The sequence below is a fragment of the Peribacillus sp. NPDC055009 genome, from assembly GCF_053608705.1.
Genome location: NZ_JBSGVZ010000015.1, coordinates 50,056 through 70,639, shown reverse-complemented (window position 1 = coordinate 70,639; position 20,584 = coordinate 50,056). Strand labels below are relative to the sequence as shown.

At 42.8% G+C, this 20,584-nt stretch carries 17 protein-coding genes; 14 read left to right on the top strand and 3 right to left on the bottom strand.

Annotated features, from left to right (window positions below; all coding sequences use genetic code 11):
- Positions 1 to 5 precede the first annotated feature (5 nt).
- The 11 genes from ACWF5P_RS19875 to rbsB all read left to right on the top strand — a co-directional run bounded on the left by ACWF5P_RS19875 (position 6) and on the right by rbsB (position 12,985).
- Positions 6 to 1,514 carry a pyridoxal-dependent decarboxylase gene (locus tag ACWF5P_RS19875; RefSeq protein ID WP_434168220.1) on the top strand — a complete coding sequence of 503 codons (1,509 nt, stop codon included), beginning with the start codon at positions 6 to 8 and terminating at the stop codon, positions 1,512 to 1,514.
- Between the two features lie 2 nt (positions 1,515 to 1,516).
- Positions 1,517 to 3,319, top strand: coding sequence for an IucA/IucC family protein (locus tag ACWF5P_RS19870; RefSeq protein ID WP_434168219.1), 1,803 nt, complete (start codon positions 1,517 to 1,519; stop codon positions 3,317 to 3,319).
- Entirely contained in the window at positions 3,309 to 3,893 is a 585-nt protein-coding gene (locus ACWF5P_RS19865) for a GNAT family N-acetyltransferase (protein WP_434168218.1), read from the top strand. The genes ACWF5P_RS19870 and ACWF5P_RS19865 overlap by 11 nt, the downstream gene beginning before the upstream one ends.
- Positions 3,868 to 5,196 carry a lysine N(6)-hydroxylase/L-ornithine N(5)-oxygenase family protein gene (locus ACWF5P_RS19860; RefSeq protein ID WP_260358840.1) on the top strand — a complete coding sequence of 443 codons (1,329 nt, stop codon included), beginning with the start codon at positions 3,868 to 3,870 and terminating at the stop codon, positions 5,194 to 5,196. The genes ACWF5P_RS19865 and ACWF5P_RS19860 overlap by 26 nt, the downstream gene beginning before the upstream one ends.
- A gap of 22 nt (positions 5,197 to 5,218) precedes the next feature.
- Positions 5,219 to 7,030 (top strand): IucA/IucC family protein, encoded by a 1,812-nt coding sequence (locus tag ACWF5P_RS19855; RefSeq protein ID WP_452445200.1) that lies wholly within the window; start codon positions 5,219 to 5,221, stop codon positions 7,028 to 7,030.
- Positions 7,031 to 7,346: 316 nt separating this feature from the next.
- Positions 7,347 to 8,333, top strand: a complete 987-nt coding sequence (locus ACWF5P_RS19850) for a LacI family DNA-binding transcriptional regulator (protein WP_202190609.1) — start codon at positions 7,347 to 7,349, stop codon at positions 8,331 to 8,333.
- Positions 8,330 to 9,214 (top strand): ribokinase, encoded by an 885-nt coding sequence (gene rbsK, locus ACWF5P_RS19845; protein WP_101223947.1) that lies wholly within the window; start codon positions 8,330 to 8,332, stop codon positions 9,212 to 9,214. Before ACWF5P_RS19850 ends, rbsK begins: the two co-directional genes overlap by 4 nt.
- Complete coding sequence (gene rbsD / locus ACWF5P_RS19840) at positions 9,211 to 9,603, top strand: D-ribose pyranase (protein ID WP_063234273.1); 393 nt, start codon at positions 9,211 to 9,213, stop codon at positions 9,601 to 9,603. The genes rbsK and rbsD overlap by 4 nt, the downstream gene beginning before the upstream one ends.
- Positions 9,604 to 9,621: 18 nt before the next feature.
- The gene (locus ACWF5P_RS19835) at positions 9,622 to 11,103 is read left to right on the top strand and encodes an ATP-binding cassette domain-containing protein (protein WP_434168217.1); all 1,482 of its coding nucleotides are present in this window, start codon (positions 9,622 to 9,624) and stop codon (positions 11,101 to 11,103) included.
- 1 nt (position 11,104) lies between these two features.
- Positions 11,105 to 12,049: an ABC transporter permease gene (locus ACWF5P_RS19830; RefSeq protein ID WP_101223945.1), complete on the top strand. Its 945-nt coding sequence runs from the start codon at positions 11,105 to 11,107 to the stop codon at positions 12,047 to 12,049.
- Positions 12,050 to 12,064: 15 nt separating this feature from the next.
- Positions 12,065 to 12,985 carry a ribose ABC transporter substrate-binding protein RbsB gene (gene rbsB / locus ACWF5P_RS19825; protein ID WP_230176045.1) on the top strand — a complete coding sequence of 307 codons (921 nt, stop codon included), beginning with the start codon at positions 12,065 to 12,067 and terminating at the stop codon, positions 12,983 to 12,985.
- Positions 12,986 to 13,168: 183 nt separating this feature from the next.
- On the opposite strand, the gene gdhA is transcribed toward rbsB, so the two are convergent.
- Complete coding sequence (gene gdhA, locus ACWF5P_RS19820; protein ID WP_434168216.1) at positions 13,169 to 14,551, bottom strand: NADP-specific glutamate dehydrogenase; 1,383 nt, start codon at positions 14,549 to 14,551, stop codon at positions 13,169 to 13,171.
- Between the two features lie 160 nt (positions 14,552 to 14,711).
- On the opposite strand from gdhA, the gene ACWF5P_RS19815 reads away from it, so the two are divergent.
- The 3 genes from ACWF5P_RS19815 to ACWF5P_RS19805 all read left to right on the top strand — a co-directional run bounded on the left by ACWF5P_RS19815 (position 14,712) and on the right by ACWF5P_RS19805 (position 18,333).
- Entirely contained in the window at positions 14,712 to 15,617 is a 906-nt protein-coding gene (locus ACWF5P_RS19815; RefSeq protein ID WP_434168215.1) for a LysR substrate-binding domain-containing protein, read from the top strand.
- A gap of 412 nt (positions 15,618 to 16,029) precedes the next feature.
- Positions 16,030 to 17,022, top strand: coding sequence for a PTS transporter subunit IIC (locus tag ACWF5P_RS19810; RefSeq protein ID WP_101224027.1), 993 nt, complete (start codon positions 16,030 to 16,032; stop codon positions 17,020 to 17,022).
- Positions 17,023 to 17,133: 111 nt separating this feature from the next.
- A complete protein-coding gene (locus ACWF5P_RS19805; RefSeq protein ID WP_434168214.1) occupies positions 17,134 to 18,333 on the top strand; it encodes a class I SAM-dependent methyltransferase in 1,200 nt (399 codons plus the stop codon).
- A gap of 85 nt (positions 18,334 to 18,418) precedes the next feature.
- Here the strand turns inward: ACWF5P_RS19805 and ACWF5P_RS19800 are convergent, their stop codons facing one another.
- Both ACWF5P_RS19800 and ACWF5P_RS19795 read right to left on the bottom strand, forming a co-directional pair.
- The gene (locus ACWF5P_RS19800) at positions 18,419 to 19,090 is read right to left on the bottom strand and encodes a lysoplasmalogenase (RefSeq protein WP_434168213.1); all 672 of its coding nucleotides are present in this window, start codon (positions 19,088 to 19,090) and stop codon (positions 18,419 to 18,421) included.
- A 114-nt stretch (positions 19,091 to 19,204) separates the two neighbouring features.
- Entirely contained in the window at positions 19,205 to 20,473 is a 1,269-nt protein-coding gene (locus ACWF5P_RS19795; protein ID WP_434168212.1) for a cation:dicarboxylate symporter family transporter, read from the bottom strand.
- Positions 20,474 to 20,584: the final 111 nt, after the last annotated feature.

Here is a 20,584-nt window from a genome sequence, read left to right as displayed (position 1 = left end):
GATCAATGATCGAAATGATAAATAAAACGGATTTTGCCTATTCTCGATTTTTCCTGAATAACGAAGAAGGCTTCAATAACTACAGCCAGTCATTAAACATCATTGAAAAAAAGCTGACCAGCTTTTTAAACGGGAATAATTCACCATACTCTGGGAAAAAACCCTATGAAATCGAAGCAAGATTAAACGAGCTGACACTCGCTTCTCCAAAAGGGAAGACACTTGAAGCGGTAGCGGATGAGCTGGAAGAGTTTGTTATTAATGACAGCATCAATGTACATAGTCCTGCTTGTATCGGACATTTGCATTGCCCGACATTAATACCTGCGGTGGCTGCCGAAATGATTATCGGTACGTTGAATCAATCCATGGATTCATGGGACCAAAGCTCGGCGGCAACCTTCGTTGAAGAGCGTTTAATAGATTGGCTTTGCAGTCAGGTAGGGTTGCCGGAACAAGCGGATGGGATTTTCACAAGCGGTGGAACCCAATCTAATTATATGGGCCTGCTATTGGCTAGGGACGCTTATTGTAAGAAATTCTGGGGTGTTGACGTTCAACAGCATGGCTTGCCGGTCGAGGCGAAAAAATTGCGGATCTTATGCTCCGAGGCTGCCCACTTTACGGTTCGTAAATCAGCGGCACAGCTGGGGCTTGGTGAACAGGCCGTAATCACGATTAAAACGGATTCAAATCACCGTCTGTCCGTAGCTGAATTAAATCAACAGCTGCTGCATTTAGAGGAACAGGGTTTACTGCCATTTGCCATCGTTGCAACTTGTGGAACAACGGATTTTGGTTCAATCGATCCGTTACACGAATTGTCCGAAGCTGCAAGGAAGAGTGGGATATGGCTGCATGTCGATGCCGCATATGGAGGCGCGATGATTTTAAGTAAGGATTACAAAGAGTTAATCAGCGGAATTGAACGGGCGGACTCGATTACGGTCGATTTTCACAAATTATTCTATCAACCCATCAGTTGCGGTGCTTTTCTTGTCTCTGACAGCAACTCATTTCAATATATCCAGCATCACGCCGATTACTTGAATCCACAGGAAGATGAAGCGGAGGGCATGGTTCACTTAGTCAATAAATCGGTTCAAACGACGAGAAGGTTCGACGCACTGAAACTCTGGATGTCATTGAAGGTCGTTGGACTGGATGCCTTTGCCGAAATGATCGACTATACTTGTCACCTTGCACGTGAAGTGGCTGTGAAGATCGATAAAGAGGAAGGGTTCACAGTATTGAATAAAGAACCTGAATTGAATGCGGTTGTATTCCGTTATAATCCCGAAGGAGAAAGTGAACAGTTAGTAAATCTATTAAATAAACAGATTCAGCAAGAATTACTGAAAAGCGGACGTGCATTTTTAGCAAAAACACGTTTTGAAGGCCAGGTATATTTAAAAATGACACTATTGAATCCAATGACGAGGCTTGAACACATAGAGGAAATTTTAGACGAAATTCGAGTATTAGGTGAAATGTTCAAGATGATGGAGGAATGAATATGAATGGTAAGCAAATAGCTGAAAGGGCGACGATGCAAAGCTTTCTGAATTGTTATTTCCGGGAAACCGGAAATTGCAGTTTAGAAGAAACGAAAAACTGGCCGAATTTGGAGGGATCCATTTCGGATTCATTAATGGTCAGTAAGCTCATATCCCAAGATATTGAATTGCTTGTTCCGCTTAAATATTGGTCGGAAACGGGGCGTCATATTTTTAACTTCCCGATTTACTATCAAATGGCATCCAAACAAGTGCATGAATTAGATTACGTGACAATGGTCTCGATTGTTTCTAAAGAATTATTGAATGAGCAGGGCCGGACGGATAGTGAAGATGAATTGATGCTGCGCGTAATCCTAAGCAGCCAAAATATTCAACGGTATGTTGAAGCCAGGACGGAAGACGTTGATGCACTTCAAAGTCCTGAATTCACCTACATCGAAGCAGAGCAGTCTCTATTATTCGGGCACCTGTTCCACCCGACACCGAAAAGCAAGCAGGGAATTTCAGAAAAAGATGAATGGATCTATTCACCAGAATTAAAAGGGGAGTTTCAGCTGCACTACTTCCTGGCAGAACCCTCAATTGTCATCCAGGATTCCAGTGAAGTCACATCGGCAAGTGAGATCATTAAACAGGAATTAGCCGGTGACCTAGAGATTTCCAGTGAATTCCGAAGAACTTATTGCCAAAAGGAAAGCCAATATATCATCATCCCGGCACACCCGCTCCAGGCAAAAGTGCTTATCGAAAAAGAAGAGGTCAAGAGGCTACTCGAGCAAGGGACACTAGTTTATGCCGGACCGCTTGGAAAAAAATTCACGGCCACCTCTTCATTTAGAACGGTATATAGTCCGACATCGAAATATATGTACAAATTTTCCGTTCCGGTTAAAATCACGAATTCTTTACGTGCAAATCTGCAAAAAGAATTGGATCGTGGTGTCGAAATTGCAAAATTAATAGATTCTAAAGTGGGCGACGATCTAAAAGAACGGCACCCCTCCTTCCGTATCATCAAGGACCCTGCTTACCTAACGATCAAAACAACCGAGGAAGAATCAGGATTCGATGTTGATATTCGGGAAAACCCTTTTTATGAAAACGATAAACAAGCAATCCTGATTGCCGGCTTATGTCAGGATAATGCCTATGGTGCCCCATCAAGACTTGGAGCGATCATCCGCAAATTATCAGCTGATGAAAACCGCAGTACTGAAGAAGTGAGTAAGGATTGGTTCAAAACCTATCTGTCAACGACATTGAAACCGATGCTTTGGCTATTTGAAGAGTATGGAATTGTTTTGGAGGCCCATCAACAAAATTCCATCATTCAGCTTCAAGATGGGTATCCAGCCACTTTTTATTATCGTGATAATCAAGGGTATTACTACTGTGAGTCCAAAGTGGACAGGCTGCTGAAGATCTTGCCTGAACTAAGTGAAAAAAGCTTCACGATTTGTTCTGATGAAGTCGCTGAAGAAAGACTTCAATACTATTTCTTCTTTAATCACTTATTAGGCCTGATCAATAATTTTGGTACGGAAGGATTAGTATCAGAAAAAACACTGTTACAGCTCGTTCAGGAACAACTGGAAACATTCAGTACGGAAAGCGGAGATGAAGGTTTGAATCGAGTTGTTTCAAAATTGCTTCATGCCCGGGAATTATCTTGTAAGGCTAATTTACTGACACGTTTTCATGATATGGATGAGCTTGTCGGTTCACTTGAGACACAATCCGTTTATACGACGATTGATAATCCGTTCGCACAGGGGGTTATGGCCGTCCATGAAAAATAGTTATGAAGAAATGCTTAAGGACTGTAATCAGCAGCTTTCATTTGTCAAAGTTGAATTTGAGAGGGATTTGGATACATTGCATAAATGGATGCATGAAGATCATGTGATACCCTACTGGAATTTGAATTTCACAAAAGAAAAATTCGCTGTTCATTTAAAAAAGGCATTGGCTGATACACACCAAACACTCTATTTAGGCTGTCTGGACTCCATTCCCATGAGCTATTGGGAATCGTATTGGGTAAAAGGCGATATCATCGAAGATTATTATGAATCCGAAGAGGGAGATCAAGGCATTCATTTACTCATTGGTGATTCGGATTACCTTGGAAAAGGACTGGCTTTGCCGTTTTTACGTGCAATGGTGAAATTCCAACTACTGACTTCAACAACAAACAAAGTGATGGCAGAACCGGATATCAGGAATGCAAAGATGATTCATTTATTTGAAAAATGCGGGTTTACCCCAATTAAAGAAATTAAGCTCCCAGATAAAACGGCATTGCTAATGTCATGTACACGGGAGAATTTCGAGAGGAAGTGGAACTATGGAAAAGCAACAATCTATCTATGACCTGGTAGGGATAGGGATAGGTCCCTTTAATCTTGGACTTGCGGCCCTTTTGGAGAAAACCCCGGAGTTGAATGCCGTCTTTTTTGAGAAAAAGCGGGAATTTAATTGGCATGAAGGGATGCTGTTGGAGGGGACAACTCTGCAGGTACCGTTCTTTGCCGATCTGGTTAGCATGGCAGATGTGACAAGTCCATATAGTTACCTGAATTATTTACAGCAGCATGATCGGCTTTATCATTTCTACTTCCTTGAAAAATTCTTGATTCCACGAAAAGAATATAACGATTATTGCCGCTGGGCTGCCCATCAACTTGATAGCTGCCGTTTTGGAAAAGCGGTGGAGGCGGTTGAATATATAGGGGATCAAGATGAACCCTGCTATCAAATCAGTGTAAGGGATGCACAATCACAAAAGATCGAAGTCTATTATAGCCGTCATGTAGTCATGGGAATTGGCAGCGCCCCGACTGTTCCATCGGCTTTTCATCCATATATGGGAGAGAGCATCCTGCATTCGGCCGATTATTTACGGAATAAAGAAAATATCTTAAAGAAAAAATCCGTAACGGTTGTCGGATCTGGACAAAGTGCAGCCGAGGTCTTTCTGGATCTGCTTAATGAGCAGGAGGAAAATGGCTACCAGCTAAACTGGTATACAAGATCCAAGGGATTTTTCCCTATGGAATATTCAAAACTCGGATTGGAATATTTCACGCCGGATTACCTTGATTTCTTTTATCGGCTGCCTCAGGAAAAAAAGGATGAAATCCTTCCGAAACAGGATTTATTGTATAAAGGCATCAGCGCCACTACAATCGCAGCAATTTTTGACAAGATGTATGAAAAATCGATTGGAAATGCGGAACTGTCCATTGAACTTCGGGCAATGACCGAAGTTGCAGCGGTTACCCCTGCTGAAAATGGCTGGGAATTGAAATGCCGACAGTGGGTAGAAGATAGCGAATTTGATGTGGATACAGAGGCGATCGTTTTTGGGACGGGCTATAAATCAACCCTTCCGGCATTCCTTGAAACCATGGAGGACCATTTAGTCCGCGATGACTTGGGTCGACTTGCAATAACGAAAGACTATCGGGTAGGAATGGCCATCTCTACACCGAATCATCTTTTTATTCAAAATGGCGAGATACATACACATGGTGTGGGTGCACCGGATTTAGGCTTAGGAGCATTCCGAAATTCTATTATCATCAATCAATTGGCAGGTAAAGAAGTTTATCCATCCGAGCCAAAGGGTGCATTTCAGTCATTCCGTGTAAAAACACCCGTCATGGCTTACTAAGAGAAGGGAAGGGAGAATTTATATGCAGTTCATAAATGAAGTGGAACAGGCAGTTTCAGAAAAAAATTGGTCGATAGTAAACCAAAACCTGCTGGCCAAGATGATTTCTGAGTATATGTATGAAGATATGATCCATCCAGCTGTCCTGAACGAAAATACAGCAGGAAACTTATATGAGTTAAAGATAAATAAGGGGAAATCTTATCGGTTTTTGGCGAGGCCCCGTCTTTTTGACAGCTACGAAGTACAGGCTGAGTCGATCCAGGTATGTGAAACGGAAGGCTTTACACAGGCCAAGGATGCCATTCAATTCATTTTGGACATCCAGCCGTTAATTGGGATGACTGCAGAAACAACAGGACATTTAATCAAAGAATTCCATCATACGCTGCTTGCGGATCTCCAACTGCTTTCCAAACCTGAACAGGATGCGGATGATTTAGTCGAACTGGATTATGTATTACTTGAAGGAGAAATGAGCGGTCACCCTTGGATTGCTTATAACAAGGGAAGAATCGGTTTCGGTTATGATGATTATTTGCAGTTCGCTCCAGAAAACCAGAAGGAAGTTCAGTTATCTTGGATTGCCGTCCATAAAACGAGGGGTGAATTCAATTCAGTCGAAACGTTATCTTATAAGCAATTGATGGAGAATGAACTGGATGGGGAAACCCAAAAATCATTTGCAAAGATATTGACGGAAAAAGGGCTGAACGCAGAAAACTATTACTACCTCCCTGTTCATGAATGGCAGTGGAAGAATGTAATCATCCAAAACTTTACCGATGACCTGGCTAAAGGGCTGATCGTAGCTTTGGGAAATGGTCCCGATAAGTATTTGCCGCAACAATCCATCCGGACATTTGTTAATGTATCGAACAAGGATAAAAACCATGTCAAGCTGCCAATGAGCATTTTAAATACGCTAGTCTACCGTGGATTGCCAGCTGAACGCACAGTCATTGCCCCAAAAATCACAGCGTATATAAAGAACATTTATGAAAATGACTCATTCTTGAAAGAACAATGCAAAGTAGTGCTTCCTGGTGAAGTGGCCAGTTTAAATGTTGATCACCCGTATTATTCCAAGCTAGAGAATGTACCGTATCAATATTTAGAGATGCTTGGGGGGATTTGGAGAGAAAGTATTTACAGTTATATGGAGGAAGGCGAAAAGCCCATTACGCTTGCATCCCTTTTACATGTGGACAGCAAAGGTAAACCATATGTGGAAAGCCTTATTGAAAAATCGGGATTGACTGCAGAAGCCTGGACAGCTCAATTATTCGACGTCATCCTATCACCATTACTACATTTTATCTATCAATATGGATTGGTCTTCTCACCGCATGGTCAAAATACCATATTAGTTTTGAAGGATTACAAGCCTCACCGTTTGGCCATCAAGGATTTTGTAGATGATGTAAACGTCAGTGATCAGCCGCTTCCTGAATTAAGCAGCCTTCCTGATGATTTAAGGAAAGTACTAAGAAGTGAGACTCCCGAGGGGCTTGTTCAATTCATTTTCACGGGACTATTCATCTGTCATTTCCGATACTTGTCAACACTTCTGATGAAGAGGTCCCTTTTGGATGAGAATGCTTTCTGGGAAGGCGTCGCCCTAACAATCCTGACACATCAGAAAAAATTCCCTATGTTACAGGATCGTTTCGATACATTCAATTTCTTTGCGCCAAAATTAACAAAACTCTGCCTGAATAGAAATCGGATGCTTCAATATGGGTATAGCGATGGTGAAGACCGTCCACATGCATCTGAGTTTGGGCATGTGAATAATGCCCTTTATGAAAAGTTACCTGCAAAAACGCTATAAAGTTAAACTGGCTCAGACTTTTGAGCCAGTTTTCTTATAGGGTTTATCAATTTGACCGTTGATTTCCGCTCAAGGCACTCGCTTTCCGCGGGCGGTCAGGGAGCCTCCTCGGCTTGCGCCTCCTAGACATGCTTTTCCCGCAGGAGTCTCGTACCTTCCGCTCCAATCAACTTAGCTTTAACGGTTAGGTAGAACTGTTGTCTTCGATTTTGGGTCAAATTCCCAAAAAAATATCTTTGGAAGAGGGCTTGCCGTGCATTTAAATTGGTGATAAGCTATGTGTAAACGGTTACACAAAATTATTGAGGGTGATATATTGGCAACTATTCGGGATGTGGCAAAGGAAGCTGGGGTTTCTGTGGCAACGGTTTCCAGAGTTATGAATGGCAGTGGTTATGCACATGAGGACACAAAAAAGGTAGTCATGGCAGCTGTTGAGAAATTAAATTATAAACCGAATGAAGTGGCAAGATCCCTCTACAAACGTAAATCCAAATTGGTTGGTTTGATTTTGCCGGACATTACGAATCCTTTCTTCCCAGAAATGGCTAGAGGTGTGGAGGATTATCTTCAGCAATTTGGTTATCGGTTAATTTTTGGAAATAGTGATGAAAAGAGAGATAAAGAAATAGAATATATCGACACATTCCTGCAAAATAATGTAGTGGGCATGATTGCTTCAACTAGTGAAGAAGCCAATGAAAATTTCGATAATCTGGATATTCCAGTTGTCCTTCTCGACCGTACAGCAGAGAAATTACCAGCTGTTTATTCTGATCAAAAGACAGGCGGTAAGCTGGCAGCACGCGTATTGCTGGATAGAGGCAGTACGAATATCGTCCTCATTAGGGGGCCAGTCGAAATAAAGCCTGTTTATGAACGGTACATGGCAGCATACGAAGAATTGAAACAAGCAAAAGTTAACGTGCAAGTCATGGATTCATCCCTAACTCTTCAAGGCGGCCAAACTTGCGTGAAGCAGCTGTTCGAGCAATATCCGGAAACGGATGGAATCATAGCTTGTAATGATATTGTTGCAGCCGCCGCACTTCAAGAGATTTTAAAACGGGGAATACGGATACCGGAAGACATACAATTGATCGGCTATGATGATATCGCCTTCACAGCGTTATTGCACCCGCCGTTATCTACAATTAGGCAGCCAGCCTATGAGATGGGGGCACAAGCCGCGGAAATGCTAATTAAAAGGATCAATCAAGAAAAATTGGAAGTAACACATGAAAAGCTCCCTGTTTCTTTTGTGGAGAGACAAACAACGAGAAGGAAGGCGGAGAAGACATGATTAGAATTGCTGTAGTGGGAAGTTCCTCAATGGACTTAGTTGTGACATCAGCCAAGCGGCCAATGGCTGGTGAAACGGTTTTAGGGGAGTCATTTATCACGGTTCCTGGAGGAAAGGGAGCCAACCAGGCTGTTGCAGCGGCACGTCTTGGTGCAGAAGTGTCGATGGTTGGATGTGTAGGAGATGATGTGTATGGAGAGATCATCTTAGATAACCTGAAAAAAAATCATGTAAACACGAAGTATGTGGAACCGGTTACAGGTTCCGCTTCAGGGACAGCACACATTACCCTTTCGGAAGGTGATAACAGCATTATTGTCGTAAAGGGTGCGAATGATTTCATTACTCCTGAATATGTACAAAAGGCGAAAAAGGTAATAGAGGAATCGGATATCGTGTTGGTTCAGCAGGAAATACCTGAGGAAACGGTGGAATATCTGGCTGAGTTGTGCAGCACGCTTCAAAAGAGATTACTTTTGAACCCAGCTCCCGCCCGCAAGCTAAGTGAGGCTGTCATTCAACAGGCATCATTCCTTACTCCAAATGAACATGAATTCGAAATACTATTCAATGGGAGAGATAGAACAGAAGTCTTGACTGAGCATCCCAATAAATTATTCATTACCGAAGGAAAAAATGGCGTCCGTTATTTTGACGGACATGAAGAAAAGGTTGTTCCAAGCTTTGAAGTGGAAGCGGTGGATACGACAGGCGCAGGGGATACATTCAATGCTGCCTTTGCCGTGGCTGTTGCAGAAGGAAAAAGTTTTGACGAATGTTTGGTATTCGCGAACCGGGCAGCATCCATTTCCGTGACGAAGTTAGGAGCCCAAGGCGGCATGCCGCAAAGGATAGAGGTCGAGAGGGGCTTTGAAGCATGAAACGTCAAGGAATCATCAATAGTTCAATAGCCAAGGTCCTGGTTGACCTTGGTCATACCGATTATATTGTCGTAGGTGATGCCGGGCTGCCGGTGCCACCTGGAGTTTGTAAGATAGACTTAGCATTGACACCTGGAACACCATCATTTCAAGATGTCGTCCGGGCAATTCACGAAGATATGGTTGTTGAAAAAGTTATCGCTGCCACAGAAGTGAAGGTTAAAAACCCGGAACAGCATCAATATATGGAGCAGCAATTCGGAGCAGCGATTGAATATGTTTCCCATGAGGATTTTAAAAGGCTGACAAGCAACGCAAAAGCAATAATCCGGACCGGGGAGACGACGCCATATTCAAATTGCATATTGCAGTCTGGAGTATTCTTTTAAAGAAATGAGATGATGAGCATGCAAATCGAAATGCACAATATTTATAAAGCATTTGGTCAAAACAAGGTATTGGAAGGTGTTCATTTTTCTTTAGAGGCTGGGGAAGTACATGCGCTAATGGGAGAAAATGGTGCGGGGAAATCAACCTTGATGAACATTTTGACCGGGCTGCATAAACAAGATCAAGGAACGATCAAGATTAACGGTAAAGAAACCTCATTCAAGGATTCAAAGGAAGCGGAAGAGGCGGGAATGGCCTTTATCCGTCAGGAATTGAATATTTGGCCAGAAATGACCGTGCTGGAGAATCTATTTATCGGCAGGGAAATGGTGAATGCCTTCGGTGTACTGAAGACGAAACAAATGAAAGCGCGTGCAAACGAGATTTTTAAAACACTTAATATTTCCCTTCCTTTTGATAAGGAAGCCGGATTTTGTTCTGTCGGGGAACAGCAAATGATTGAAATTGCCAAGGCGCTCATGACGGATGCCGAAGTCATCATCATGGACGAGCCCACAGCAGCTTTAACTGATAGGGAAATAGAGAAGCTCTTTGAAGTGATGAAGGGTCTTACCAAAAAGGGTGTATCGCTTGTTTATATTTCTCATCGGATGGAAGAAATATTCGCCATTTGTGACAGGATCACCGTAATGCGTGACGGAAAAACCGTCGATACGAAAAGAATTTCAGATACAAATTTCGATGAAGTCGTTCAAAAAATGGTAGGGCGGGAGCTGGAGGATCGTTTTCCTCATCGTGAAGCGAACCTTGGCGACATAGTCCTTGATGTAAAAGGTTTAACTAAAAAGGGGCTTTTTGAAGATATCCATTTCGCGGTTCGCCAAGGTGAGATTGTCGGTGTCGCCGGATTGATGGGAGCAGGAAGAACAGAAATAATGCGTGCCCTTTTTGGTGTCGACCAAATAGACAGGGGTGAAATCGCCATTGAAGGCAAGAAGGTTTCCATACGAAAACCAACGGATGCAGTTCGACACGGCCTGGCTTTCATTACGGAAAATCGTAAAGAAGAGGGATTGATCCTGGACTTTTCCGTAAGGGAAAATATCGGCTTGCCGAATCTCAAAAGTTTTGCTCCTAACGGAATCGTAAAAACGGAAGATGAGATGAACTTTGCCGAAATGATGATTAAGCGGCTTCATGTAAAGACATCTTCTGCTGAAACGGTAATCGGCAATCTATCCGGAGGAAATCAACAGAAGGTGGTAATAGCCAAATGGATCGGGACTTCCCCTAAAGTTTTAATTATGGATGAACCGACCAGAGGCATAGATGTTGGCGCAAAACGTGAAATTTACGAGTTGATGAATGAATTGACGGAGCGAGGCATCGCCATCATCATGGTTTCGTCAGAGCTTCCGGAAGTCATTGGAATGAGTGATAGAATCCTTGTCGTTCACGAAGGTGAGATTGCTGGGGAATTGTTAAAGCAGGAAGCGACGCAAGAAAAAATTATGGCATTGGCGACAGGAGGGAACTAGGATGAAACTTGAGGCTACAGGGAAAAGCGGGATTTGGCAGAAATTCGGTCCTTTACTCGCCCTGGTACTTTTATTTATCGTAATAACCGTTTTAAATCCATCATTCATGGAACCGAATAATATATTGAATTTATTGCGTCAAACCTCCATCAATGCACTTATTGCATTTGGAATGACCTTTATCATATTGACAGGTGGCATCGACTTGTCCGTCGGTTCCATTTTAGCTCTATCCAGCGCACTTATGGCTGGTATGATGGTCTCGGGATTAGATCCGATTTTAGCAATATTAGTAGGCATTCTACTAGGTGCAATAATGGGTGTAATCAATGGGATACTCGTTTCAAAGGGAAAAATGGCACCATTCATCGTGACACTGGCCACCATGACGATTTTCCGGGGATTAACGCTTGTGTATACGGATGGAAAGCCGATTACCGGAATTGGCGATTCCGTTATGTTCCAGATGCTTGGGAGAGGTTACTTCCTTGGAGTGCCAGTACCGGCCGTTGTGATGGTCATCGCTTTCTTAATCCTGTGGTTCCTGCTTCATAAAACATCCTTTGGCCGTAAAACTTATGCCATTGGAGGAAATGAAAGGGCTTCCCGTATTTCGGGGATTAAAGTTGACCGAGTCAAGGTGGCCATCTATGGTCTGGCCGGTACGATGGCGGCCATTGCCGGTGCCATTTTGACATCCCGTCTGAATTCGGCACAGCCGACGGCAGGCCAATCCTATGAAATGGATGCCATCGCAGCCGTGGTGCTGGGCGGAACGAGCCTTTCAGGCGGTAAAGGTCGGTTGTTCGGAACGCTGGTCGGTGTCCTGATCATCGGTACCTTGAATAACGGCATGAATTTACTTGGTGTATCCTCTTTTTACCAGCAAGTGGTGAAAGGTGCAGTTATATTAATCGCGGTCTTACTTGACCGTAAAAAATCATAAGAAGAGGTGTAATCAATGAAAAAATTAGTATCGATCATCATGGTTCTTTCTTTAATGGTCTTGGCTGCCTGTTCAATGGATTCTGGTCTAACAGATGATAAAAAGGAAAAGAAAGACTCCATGAAAGACGTGAAAGTCGGAGTCAGCATCTCTACTTTAAACAATCCATTCTTCGTTTCCTTAAAAGATGGTATTGAAAAAGAAGCAAAAGAAAAAGGCATGAAAGTCACAGTTGTTGACGCCCAAGATGATACGGCAAAACAAATCAGCGGAATTGAAGATCTAATCCTTCAAAAGGTTGATGTCCTTCTTGTGAATCCTACTGACTCTGCGGCAATATCTTCAGCCGTTCAATCAGCTAATGAAGCGGGCATTCCCGTTATCACGATTGACCGCTCTTCAGACGAAGGGGATATTGAAACGTTCATCGCTTCCGACAATGTGGCTGGCGGGGAAATGGCTGCAGAATATCTAGTTAAGGAACTTGGCGAAAAAGCGAAAGTAGTGGAACTTGAAGGGGTATCCGGTGCATCTGCAACTCGTGAACGCGGGAAAGGTTTCCACAATATTGCGGACAAGCAGTTAGATGTCCAGACAAGCCAAACGGCGGAATTCGACCGGACAAAAGGGCTTAACGTCATGGAAAATATCCTGCAAGGCAATAAAGACATCCAAGCGGTATTCGCCCATAATGATGAAATGGCACTAGGAGCCATTGAAGCAATCAAGGCAGCTGGAAAAGACATCATCGTGGTTGGTTTTGACGGAAATGATGATGCATTGAAAGCAGTTGAAAACGGTGAACTAAAAGCTACAATCGCCCAACAACCGGCACTTATCGGTGAAGAAGCGGTTAATGCGGCTGAAAAAATCTTAAAAGGCGACAAAGTGGATGACACAATATCCGTTCCATTGAAATTGGTCACCAAAGAATGATTGTCAAACAAACAATGAGGGTGCCGGAACTTTTCCGGCACTCCTTTTTTAATTCCATTGATGTTATCTGATTGTGGATATTCAGCTTGAATTGATATGAATGAGAGAGTATAAGAAAGTGAGATCCTTCTTTTACAAAAGTAAGGCGGCCCATGTCGGACCGCCTCCTAAATCAACTGATTGCTAGAGTATACCTTGAGTCAGCATCGCATCCGCCACTTTAAGGAATCCGGCAATATTGGCCCCAACAACTAAGTTGCCAGGCTCACCATATGCTTCTGCAGCCTCTACACTGTTTTTATAGATGTTTTTCATGATTTCATGCAGCTTGGCATCGACTTCTTCGAAAGTCCAAGGCATCCTGGCGCTGTTTTGGGCCATTTCGAGTGCAGACACGGCTACACCGCCAGCATTGGCCGCTTTTGCTGGTCCAAAAAGGATGCCGTTATTAAGGAATACATCAATGGCCTCAAGGGTTGAAGGCATATTAGCACCCTCACCGACCGCCTTCACATTATTTTTGACCAGTAGTTTTGCTGCTTCTTCATCGATTTCATTTTGTGTGGCACAAGGCAGTGCGATGTCGCATGGTACAGACCAAATACCGTAGCTCCCTTCATGATATACAGCTTCCGGATGCGCATCGACATATTCACTCAAGCGTTTTCGTTCCACTTCTTTTAACCGTTTAACTGTATCCAGGTTAAGACCATTTTCATCATATATGTAGCCATTTGAATCGCTGCATGCAACCACTTTTGCGCCTAGCTGTGTAGCTTTTTCAATGGCATAAATGGATACATTGCCAGATCCGGAAATAACGGCAGTGCTGCCATGGAATTGTAACCCTTTGTCATTGAGCATCTCCTCGACGAAGTAAACCGTTCCATATCCAGTCGCTTCTGTACGGGCCAAGCTTCCTCCGTAACTTATACCTTTACCAGTTAGAACACCGGCATGGTAGCTGCCTTGCATCTTTTTATATTGACCGAACAGGTATCCAATCTCTCTTGCACCGACTCCGATGTCACCAGCTGGTACGTCTGTATCAGGGCCGATATAGCGAGATAGTTCCGACATGAAGCTTTGGCAAAAACGCATGATTTCTGCGTCCGATTTTCCTTTTGGATCGAAGTCCGACCCGCCTTTTCCCCCGCCGATCGGCTGGCCAGTAAGAGAGTTTTTAAAGATTTGCTCGAAACCAAGAAACTTTATGATGCTGGAATTGACAGTGGGATGGAATCGGAGACCGCCTTTGAATGGTCCGATTGCACTGTTGAATTGCACACGAAAACCACGGTTTACTTGAACATTGCCCAGGTCATCAACCCAAGAAACACGGAAGGTGATCATTCTTTCGGGTTCAACCAGCCTCTCCAATATCCCGCTTTTCATATATTCAGGATGTTTTGCAAAAACAGGGATCAGTGAAAGGAATATCTCCTTTACGGCTTGATGGAACTCATTTTCGTGAGGATTACGCTCCTTTACCTGTGCGTATACTTGACTTACAAACTCTTTGGCAACTTGTAATTCCTCATGCTCGACTTCTTGTGAAGTGGTCATTGTTCTCTCTCCCTTAAGGTAATATAGTAGTTTTAAAATACTAATTGAATAAGATATCGGTTTTTATATGATACTTTCATGATATAATTTAAAAATAAAACAAACAATCTGAATATTAGATAAGTAGCATGCTGTTTTGATATGGAAGAGGGAGCTTAGAGTGGAATTAAGGCAAATCGAATATTTCATTGAAGTGGCAAAGCGTGAACATATGACGGAAGCAGCAGTGAACTTGCATGTTGCCCAGTCAGCTGTCAGTCGTCAAATCTACAATTTAGAAGAAGAATTAGGCGTGCCACTATTTATCAGGGATGGCCGAAAGATTAGATTGACGCCTATCGGACATACCTTTTTAGCGAATATGGAGCAAGCTATGGATATAATCGATCGTGCCAAACGTGAGATGGCTGAAAGCCTGCACCCAGAAAAAGGGACAATCCGGATTGGCTTTCCCAGCAGTTTAGCTTCTTATGTATTGCCAAGGGTCATTTCCGACTTCAGGGAAAGTTATCCGCAGGCAAAATTCACATTGAAACAAGGTTCATATCGATACCTGATAGATTCGGTAATAAAAGGTAACATTAACATGGCCTTGATCGGTCCTCTGCCGATGAATGAAAAGAAAATCAAAGGTGAAACGCTATTTATTGAGAAGTTAGTTGCCCTTTTACCAGAGAGTCATCCTTTGGCCTTGAAGAAATCACTACACTTGAATGAGCTTCAAGGAAACCCGTTCATCCTATCTCCAAAGGGTTATGTATTAAGGGATCTCGTTATGAAAGCTTGCAAACTGCATGGCTTTGAACCGGAAGTGGCATTTGAAGGAAAAGATACTGATGCCATAAAAGGCCTGGTGGCAGCAGGTCTGGGTATAACCTTGATACCTGAGATTTCCTTAGTCGATAGCTTGCCGCGTTTTACGGTTAAATTGCCGCTGGAGGAACCTTCTGTTACCAGGGCTGTAGGTGTCATCGTTCCAACTGATAGGGAACTGATGCCCACGGAGAAATTGTTTTACCAATATTTGAAGGAAACTTTTGCTAAATTGGAAGGTTTTCAAAAATAGGATGGGTATCTATTAGAAAAGTCATAAATCCAGCTAATGGGAGAATCCTTAATCGGGTTCTTTTTTTTTGGTCGCAAATGTACCGAAATATCTCCATATAGACATCTTAAAATGGGGATAAATTATTTTGGAATAATAAATCATTAGTTTTTATTGAATAGTAATGTGTTAAATCTTTATTTTTGAAAGCGCTTTTATTTTTTTAGAATAAAAATATCACTTACATTATCAGAAAATTCATGTTATTATACGAACAGACATTAGCAGACATTTAGGCAGCGGTACGATATACTTGATAGGCTTTTTTAATGAAGACCTTTATTTTTTTTTTTTGTTTTTCCTAAATTGAATATTCAGATAATTAATAAGGAGTGGAGATAAAGTGAGCAGGAAAGAATACATCAGCGATCGAATGTACAAGGCATCAACAGGGATAGCCAACGCAGTCTTGGTTACATTAGGGATCGGGTTATTGTTTGAATCCATAGGGGGCTATTTAGGCTGGGAGGTCTTCATGGCAATAGGCGGGGCTGCCAAGGTCTTGCTAGCGCCAGCTTTAGGAGCAGGTATCGCATATCAGCTCGGAGGAAATTCATTAATTATCTTTAGTGCCATGGCTTCAAGTGCTGTTGGAGGTGCTGCCATTCACAGAACTGCTGAGGGTGCCTTCACGATTGTAACGGGTCAGCCACTAAGTGCTGTCTTGGCGGCAGTGATTGCAACATATATAGGTAAGCGCCTAATCGGCAAAACGAAGTTGGACATCATGGCCATCCCAATGGGCGCTGTTCTGGTCGGTGGAGTTTCTGGATATGGCCTGGCTCTTGTCACCACTCCGCTCCTAACATGGATAAGCAGTCAAACCACCGCTGCGGTCGAGGGTTCTCCCTTAATCGGTTCCATGGTCATAGCCTTGGTATGGAGCATTTTATTGATGACACCGGCGTCTTCCGCTGCACTGGCGATCGCCCTGCAATTAGATCCCGTTTCCAGTGCTGCAGCTCTAATCGGATGTACCGTTCAGTTTGTCGGGTTCACTGTCATGTCTTATAAAGATAATGATATGGGCGGGTTCCTGGCACAGATGGTCGTTACACCAAAAGTCCAATTTCCTAACTTGATCAAAAAGCCATTATATGTAATTCCTCCTTTTGTGGCGGCAATCATCTGTGCGCCTATCGCTACCCTGGCATTCGATTTTCAAGTGCCGTATGAGCTTGGAGGCATGGGGTTAAGTTCAATGATTGCCCCGATTGCCATCATAACTGGTCAGGGGCTGTACACGTTCTTGGTTTATGTGGCAGTGGGTATGGTATTGCCAGCTGTAATCACACTTGCCTTGCATCGGGTATTGAAGATGATGGGTAAAGTTAAGCCAGGCGATCTTCATTTGGAAGTTTCATAATCAAAGTTTTCTTAAGAAACCAGCCTGGTTAAGGAACCGGGCTGGTTTTTATTTATAAAGGGATTAGGGTAAAATGGGGAGGAAAGCAATTGCATAGATAGGATGATATAGATGGTAAAAGAAATCGATATAAAAGTGAAAGCTAAGTTCGTGAGTAAAATCGCCAAGGGTTTTCCCTTGATTGTTAAAGAGTCGATAGCCAACCTTAATGACCTTCAGGAAGAGGGGTCCTTGGTGCGTTTGGTGGATGAAAACAACCGCTTTCTGGCAAAAGGTTATTATGGTAAACAGAATAAGGGCTATGGCTGGGTATTGACCCGAAGAGAAAATGAAAAGATCGATCAATCCTTCTTCAACGGCAAAATCCAGGCAGCATATGAATTCCGAAAGTCTTTTTTTGAAGATGGGGAGACTACAGCTTTCCGCTTGTTTAATGGGGAAGGTGATGGAATTGGCGGTTTAATCATTGATCATTATGATGGTCACTATGTCATTAGCTGGTATAGCAAAGGGATATATTCCTTTAAGGACTACATCATTAAGGCATTGCAGGAAACGGTCGAGGTCAAATCGATTTATCAGAAGAAACGCTTTGATACAAAGGGGCAGTACGTGGATGAAGACGATTTTGTCATGGGCGAACAGCCGGCATTTCCGCTTCTTGTAAAGGAGAATGGAGTCCATTTTGCTGTTTATCTGAATGATGGGGCAATGGTCGGTGTCTTCCTTGATCAACGCGATGTCAGAAGGAAAATCCGGGATGAATACGCAAAAGGGAAAACCGTGTTGAATATGTTCTCCTATACGGGAGCATTCTCCGTGTTTGCCGCTTTAGGCGGTGCTGTTAAAACAACTAGTGTCGACCTGGCGAATCGCAGTTTACCAAAGACGATCGAGCAGTTCAGTGTGAATGGAATAGATCCCGAAGCTCACAATATCGTGGTGATGGATGTTTTCAAGTATTTTAAATATGCAGTGAAGAAGGCTTTGAAATTTGAAATGGTCATCCTCGATCCGCCCAGCTTTGCCAAATCGAAGAAGTTTACTTTCAGTGCCGGGAAAGACTATGCCAATCTATTGAAGGATACCATTTCCATTACGGAAGACAATGGGATCATTATCGCCTCAACTAATTGCAGTACGTTTGACATAAAAAAATTCAAGAGCTTCATTGATGTTGCTTTTAAGGAAATGAATGGAAAATATGAGATCATGGAAGAATTCTCATTACCGGCTGATTTTAAAACGATAAGGGAATATAAGGAAGGCGATTATTTAAAAGTAGTCTTCATTAAGAAAATTAAAGGTTAAATAAAGGCGTCACAGTTCAAGCAGGGCTGTGAACGCCTTTTTTTGTAATATAAATGTTTCATGTGGAACGATTGGACATTCAGATTCACTGGATAGGCCGTTCACTTTTCAAACCTTTCGATAAATGAAAGGAAGGTTTCATGCGAATGCTGTTAGCGATGCAAAACTGGGCTGCATAGTAGGTAAGCATGATAATTGGGCCAGAATAGGCAACATCATCGATAAATTTGTTCCAAGATAAAATGGAGTCGGAAATCACGAATAGGACCCCGCCGATGATTGCGGCCGTATTTCCGGTCATAAATGCCGCCCAGCCCATGAGGGAGATGACCGTTACATAACAGATCACAGGGATGATGAGGTTATGTTCACCTTTTTCAATTAACGAATGTACAATTTCACGGCTAATCCAAGTGGAGTAAATGCTAATCGGAACAATCGTCGCAAATCGGAGCCATGAAAAGTTCCATAGTCCAAAGAATGCCGTAATATAGAAAAGGTGGCCGATCAAGAAGGCGGAAAGCCCGATGACGAACCAAATCAACAAACCATCTCCAAGCATGCAAAAGAATAAACCAAGAAAGATTAAGGATTGGTAACGATCCCGTCTTCTCACATTTGTCCGGGCGTAGAGCAAAATCAATAACATGGGGAGTATCTTGAACAGTATTTTGATGATCAAAGGCTCTTCCGGTATAAGAAAAATATATGCTAGTCCCGTGATAAGGATTGCGGCAGGTAGGCATTTCATTAACATTCCATTCCCTCCTTCAATCTTTAATTCTATGTAAGGGGAAGGAACCCCTTGTCAAAAGTCGTGAAAATGAAAAAACTGGCTCCTGTTTAACCAGGAGCCAGTCAGTTATAAGAATCATACAGCTGAGTTTTCTTTAACGAAAGTTTGTTTTAACCAGTTTTTCCCCTCAACAAGCCTTGTGACAAGCATGGCACAAACCGTGTTTCCTGTTGAGTTAAGCAGTGTAGCGGGAGCATCGATGATTGTTGATATAACGGCAATGATAGGCAGGACTTCCACAGGGAAGCCGAAAACACTAAGAATCAGCATTTCCCCAATCATGCCGCCTCCAGGAATGGCACCCATAACAGCTCCAACCAAAAAGGCAACAGCAAGTATACTTAAAATGCTTGAAATGCTTGTCATATCCTTTCCAAATAAGCTGAATAGGAAAACGATTTTCAATACCCCGCCGAATACCGAACCATCTTTATGAGTGTTGGCTCCGAGTGGGATGACAGTCTCCGCTATATCCTTAGGCACGCCCATTTTCTTGACCGATTCCAGATTGACTGGAATGGAAGCGGCACTAGAACAAGTGGCGATGGCTGTAATGGATGGTGTCAGGGCATTTTTCCAAAATAACTTAACTCCATCTTTCCCGCCTGCGATAAAGGCATACAAAGTGAAGAAGCCAAAATAATAAATCAAGGCCAAGACTAGATAAAGAATGAAAGTGCGAGCATAGCCTTCTAAAATCTGCGGCCCAAGCTGCCCGATAATCGCCGCAAAATAAGCACCAAGTCCAATTGGAGCATAGTACATCACGATTTTGACGACCTTCATCATGACAGCTGTACCCGCTGTCAAAAACTCAGTAATCGGTCTTGCTTTCTCACCGACCAGTGCAGTGGAAAGTCCGATTAGTACTGAGAAAACGATAAGCTGAAGCATATTGCTTCTGGAGAACAGTTCTGGGAAATCGGAAACGGTTACCGTGTTGACCAGTTGACTGAAGAAAGATACTTCTTCTATGGTCTCTTCAGGGGAACTGTTTTCCATCAGTTCTTTAATGGCTGTCGTATCTGTGCCTTCCAACGGATTGACAATGGTTGTCCCAATAAATCCAATGACGGCAGCCAAAGCGGCTGTTGTCAGGAATACGAGAACGATACTTCCCATGATTTTTCCGAGACGCTTCATTCCGCTCATATTGGCAATCGCTGAAGCAATGCTGAAAAATACCAATGGCACGATGATCGTGAACATCAGATTTAAGAATAAGTCCCCTAGAGGCTGTATGATCGAGGTTTTATCCCCGAAAACTACACCCGCTATCCCGCCGATAATAATGGCAGTGAGCAGTATTAAAGAGGATCGATAGTTTTTGATAAAACTCTTCATTAAAATTCCGTCCTTTCAGGATGAAGATATCAATAAAAATATACTTCATTATCAACTCTAAAATCAGGTTTGACAATATATTTTTATAGGAAGGAATGTTAAAAGAAGAAA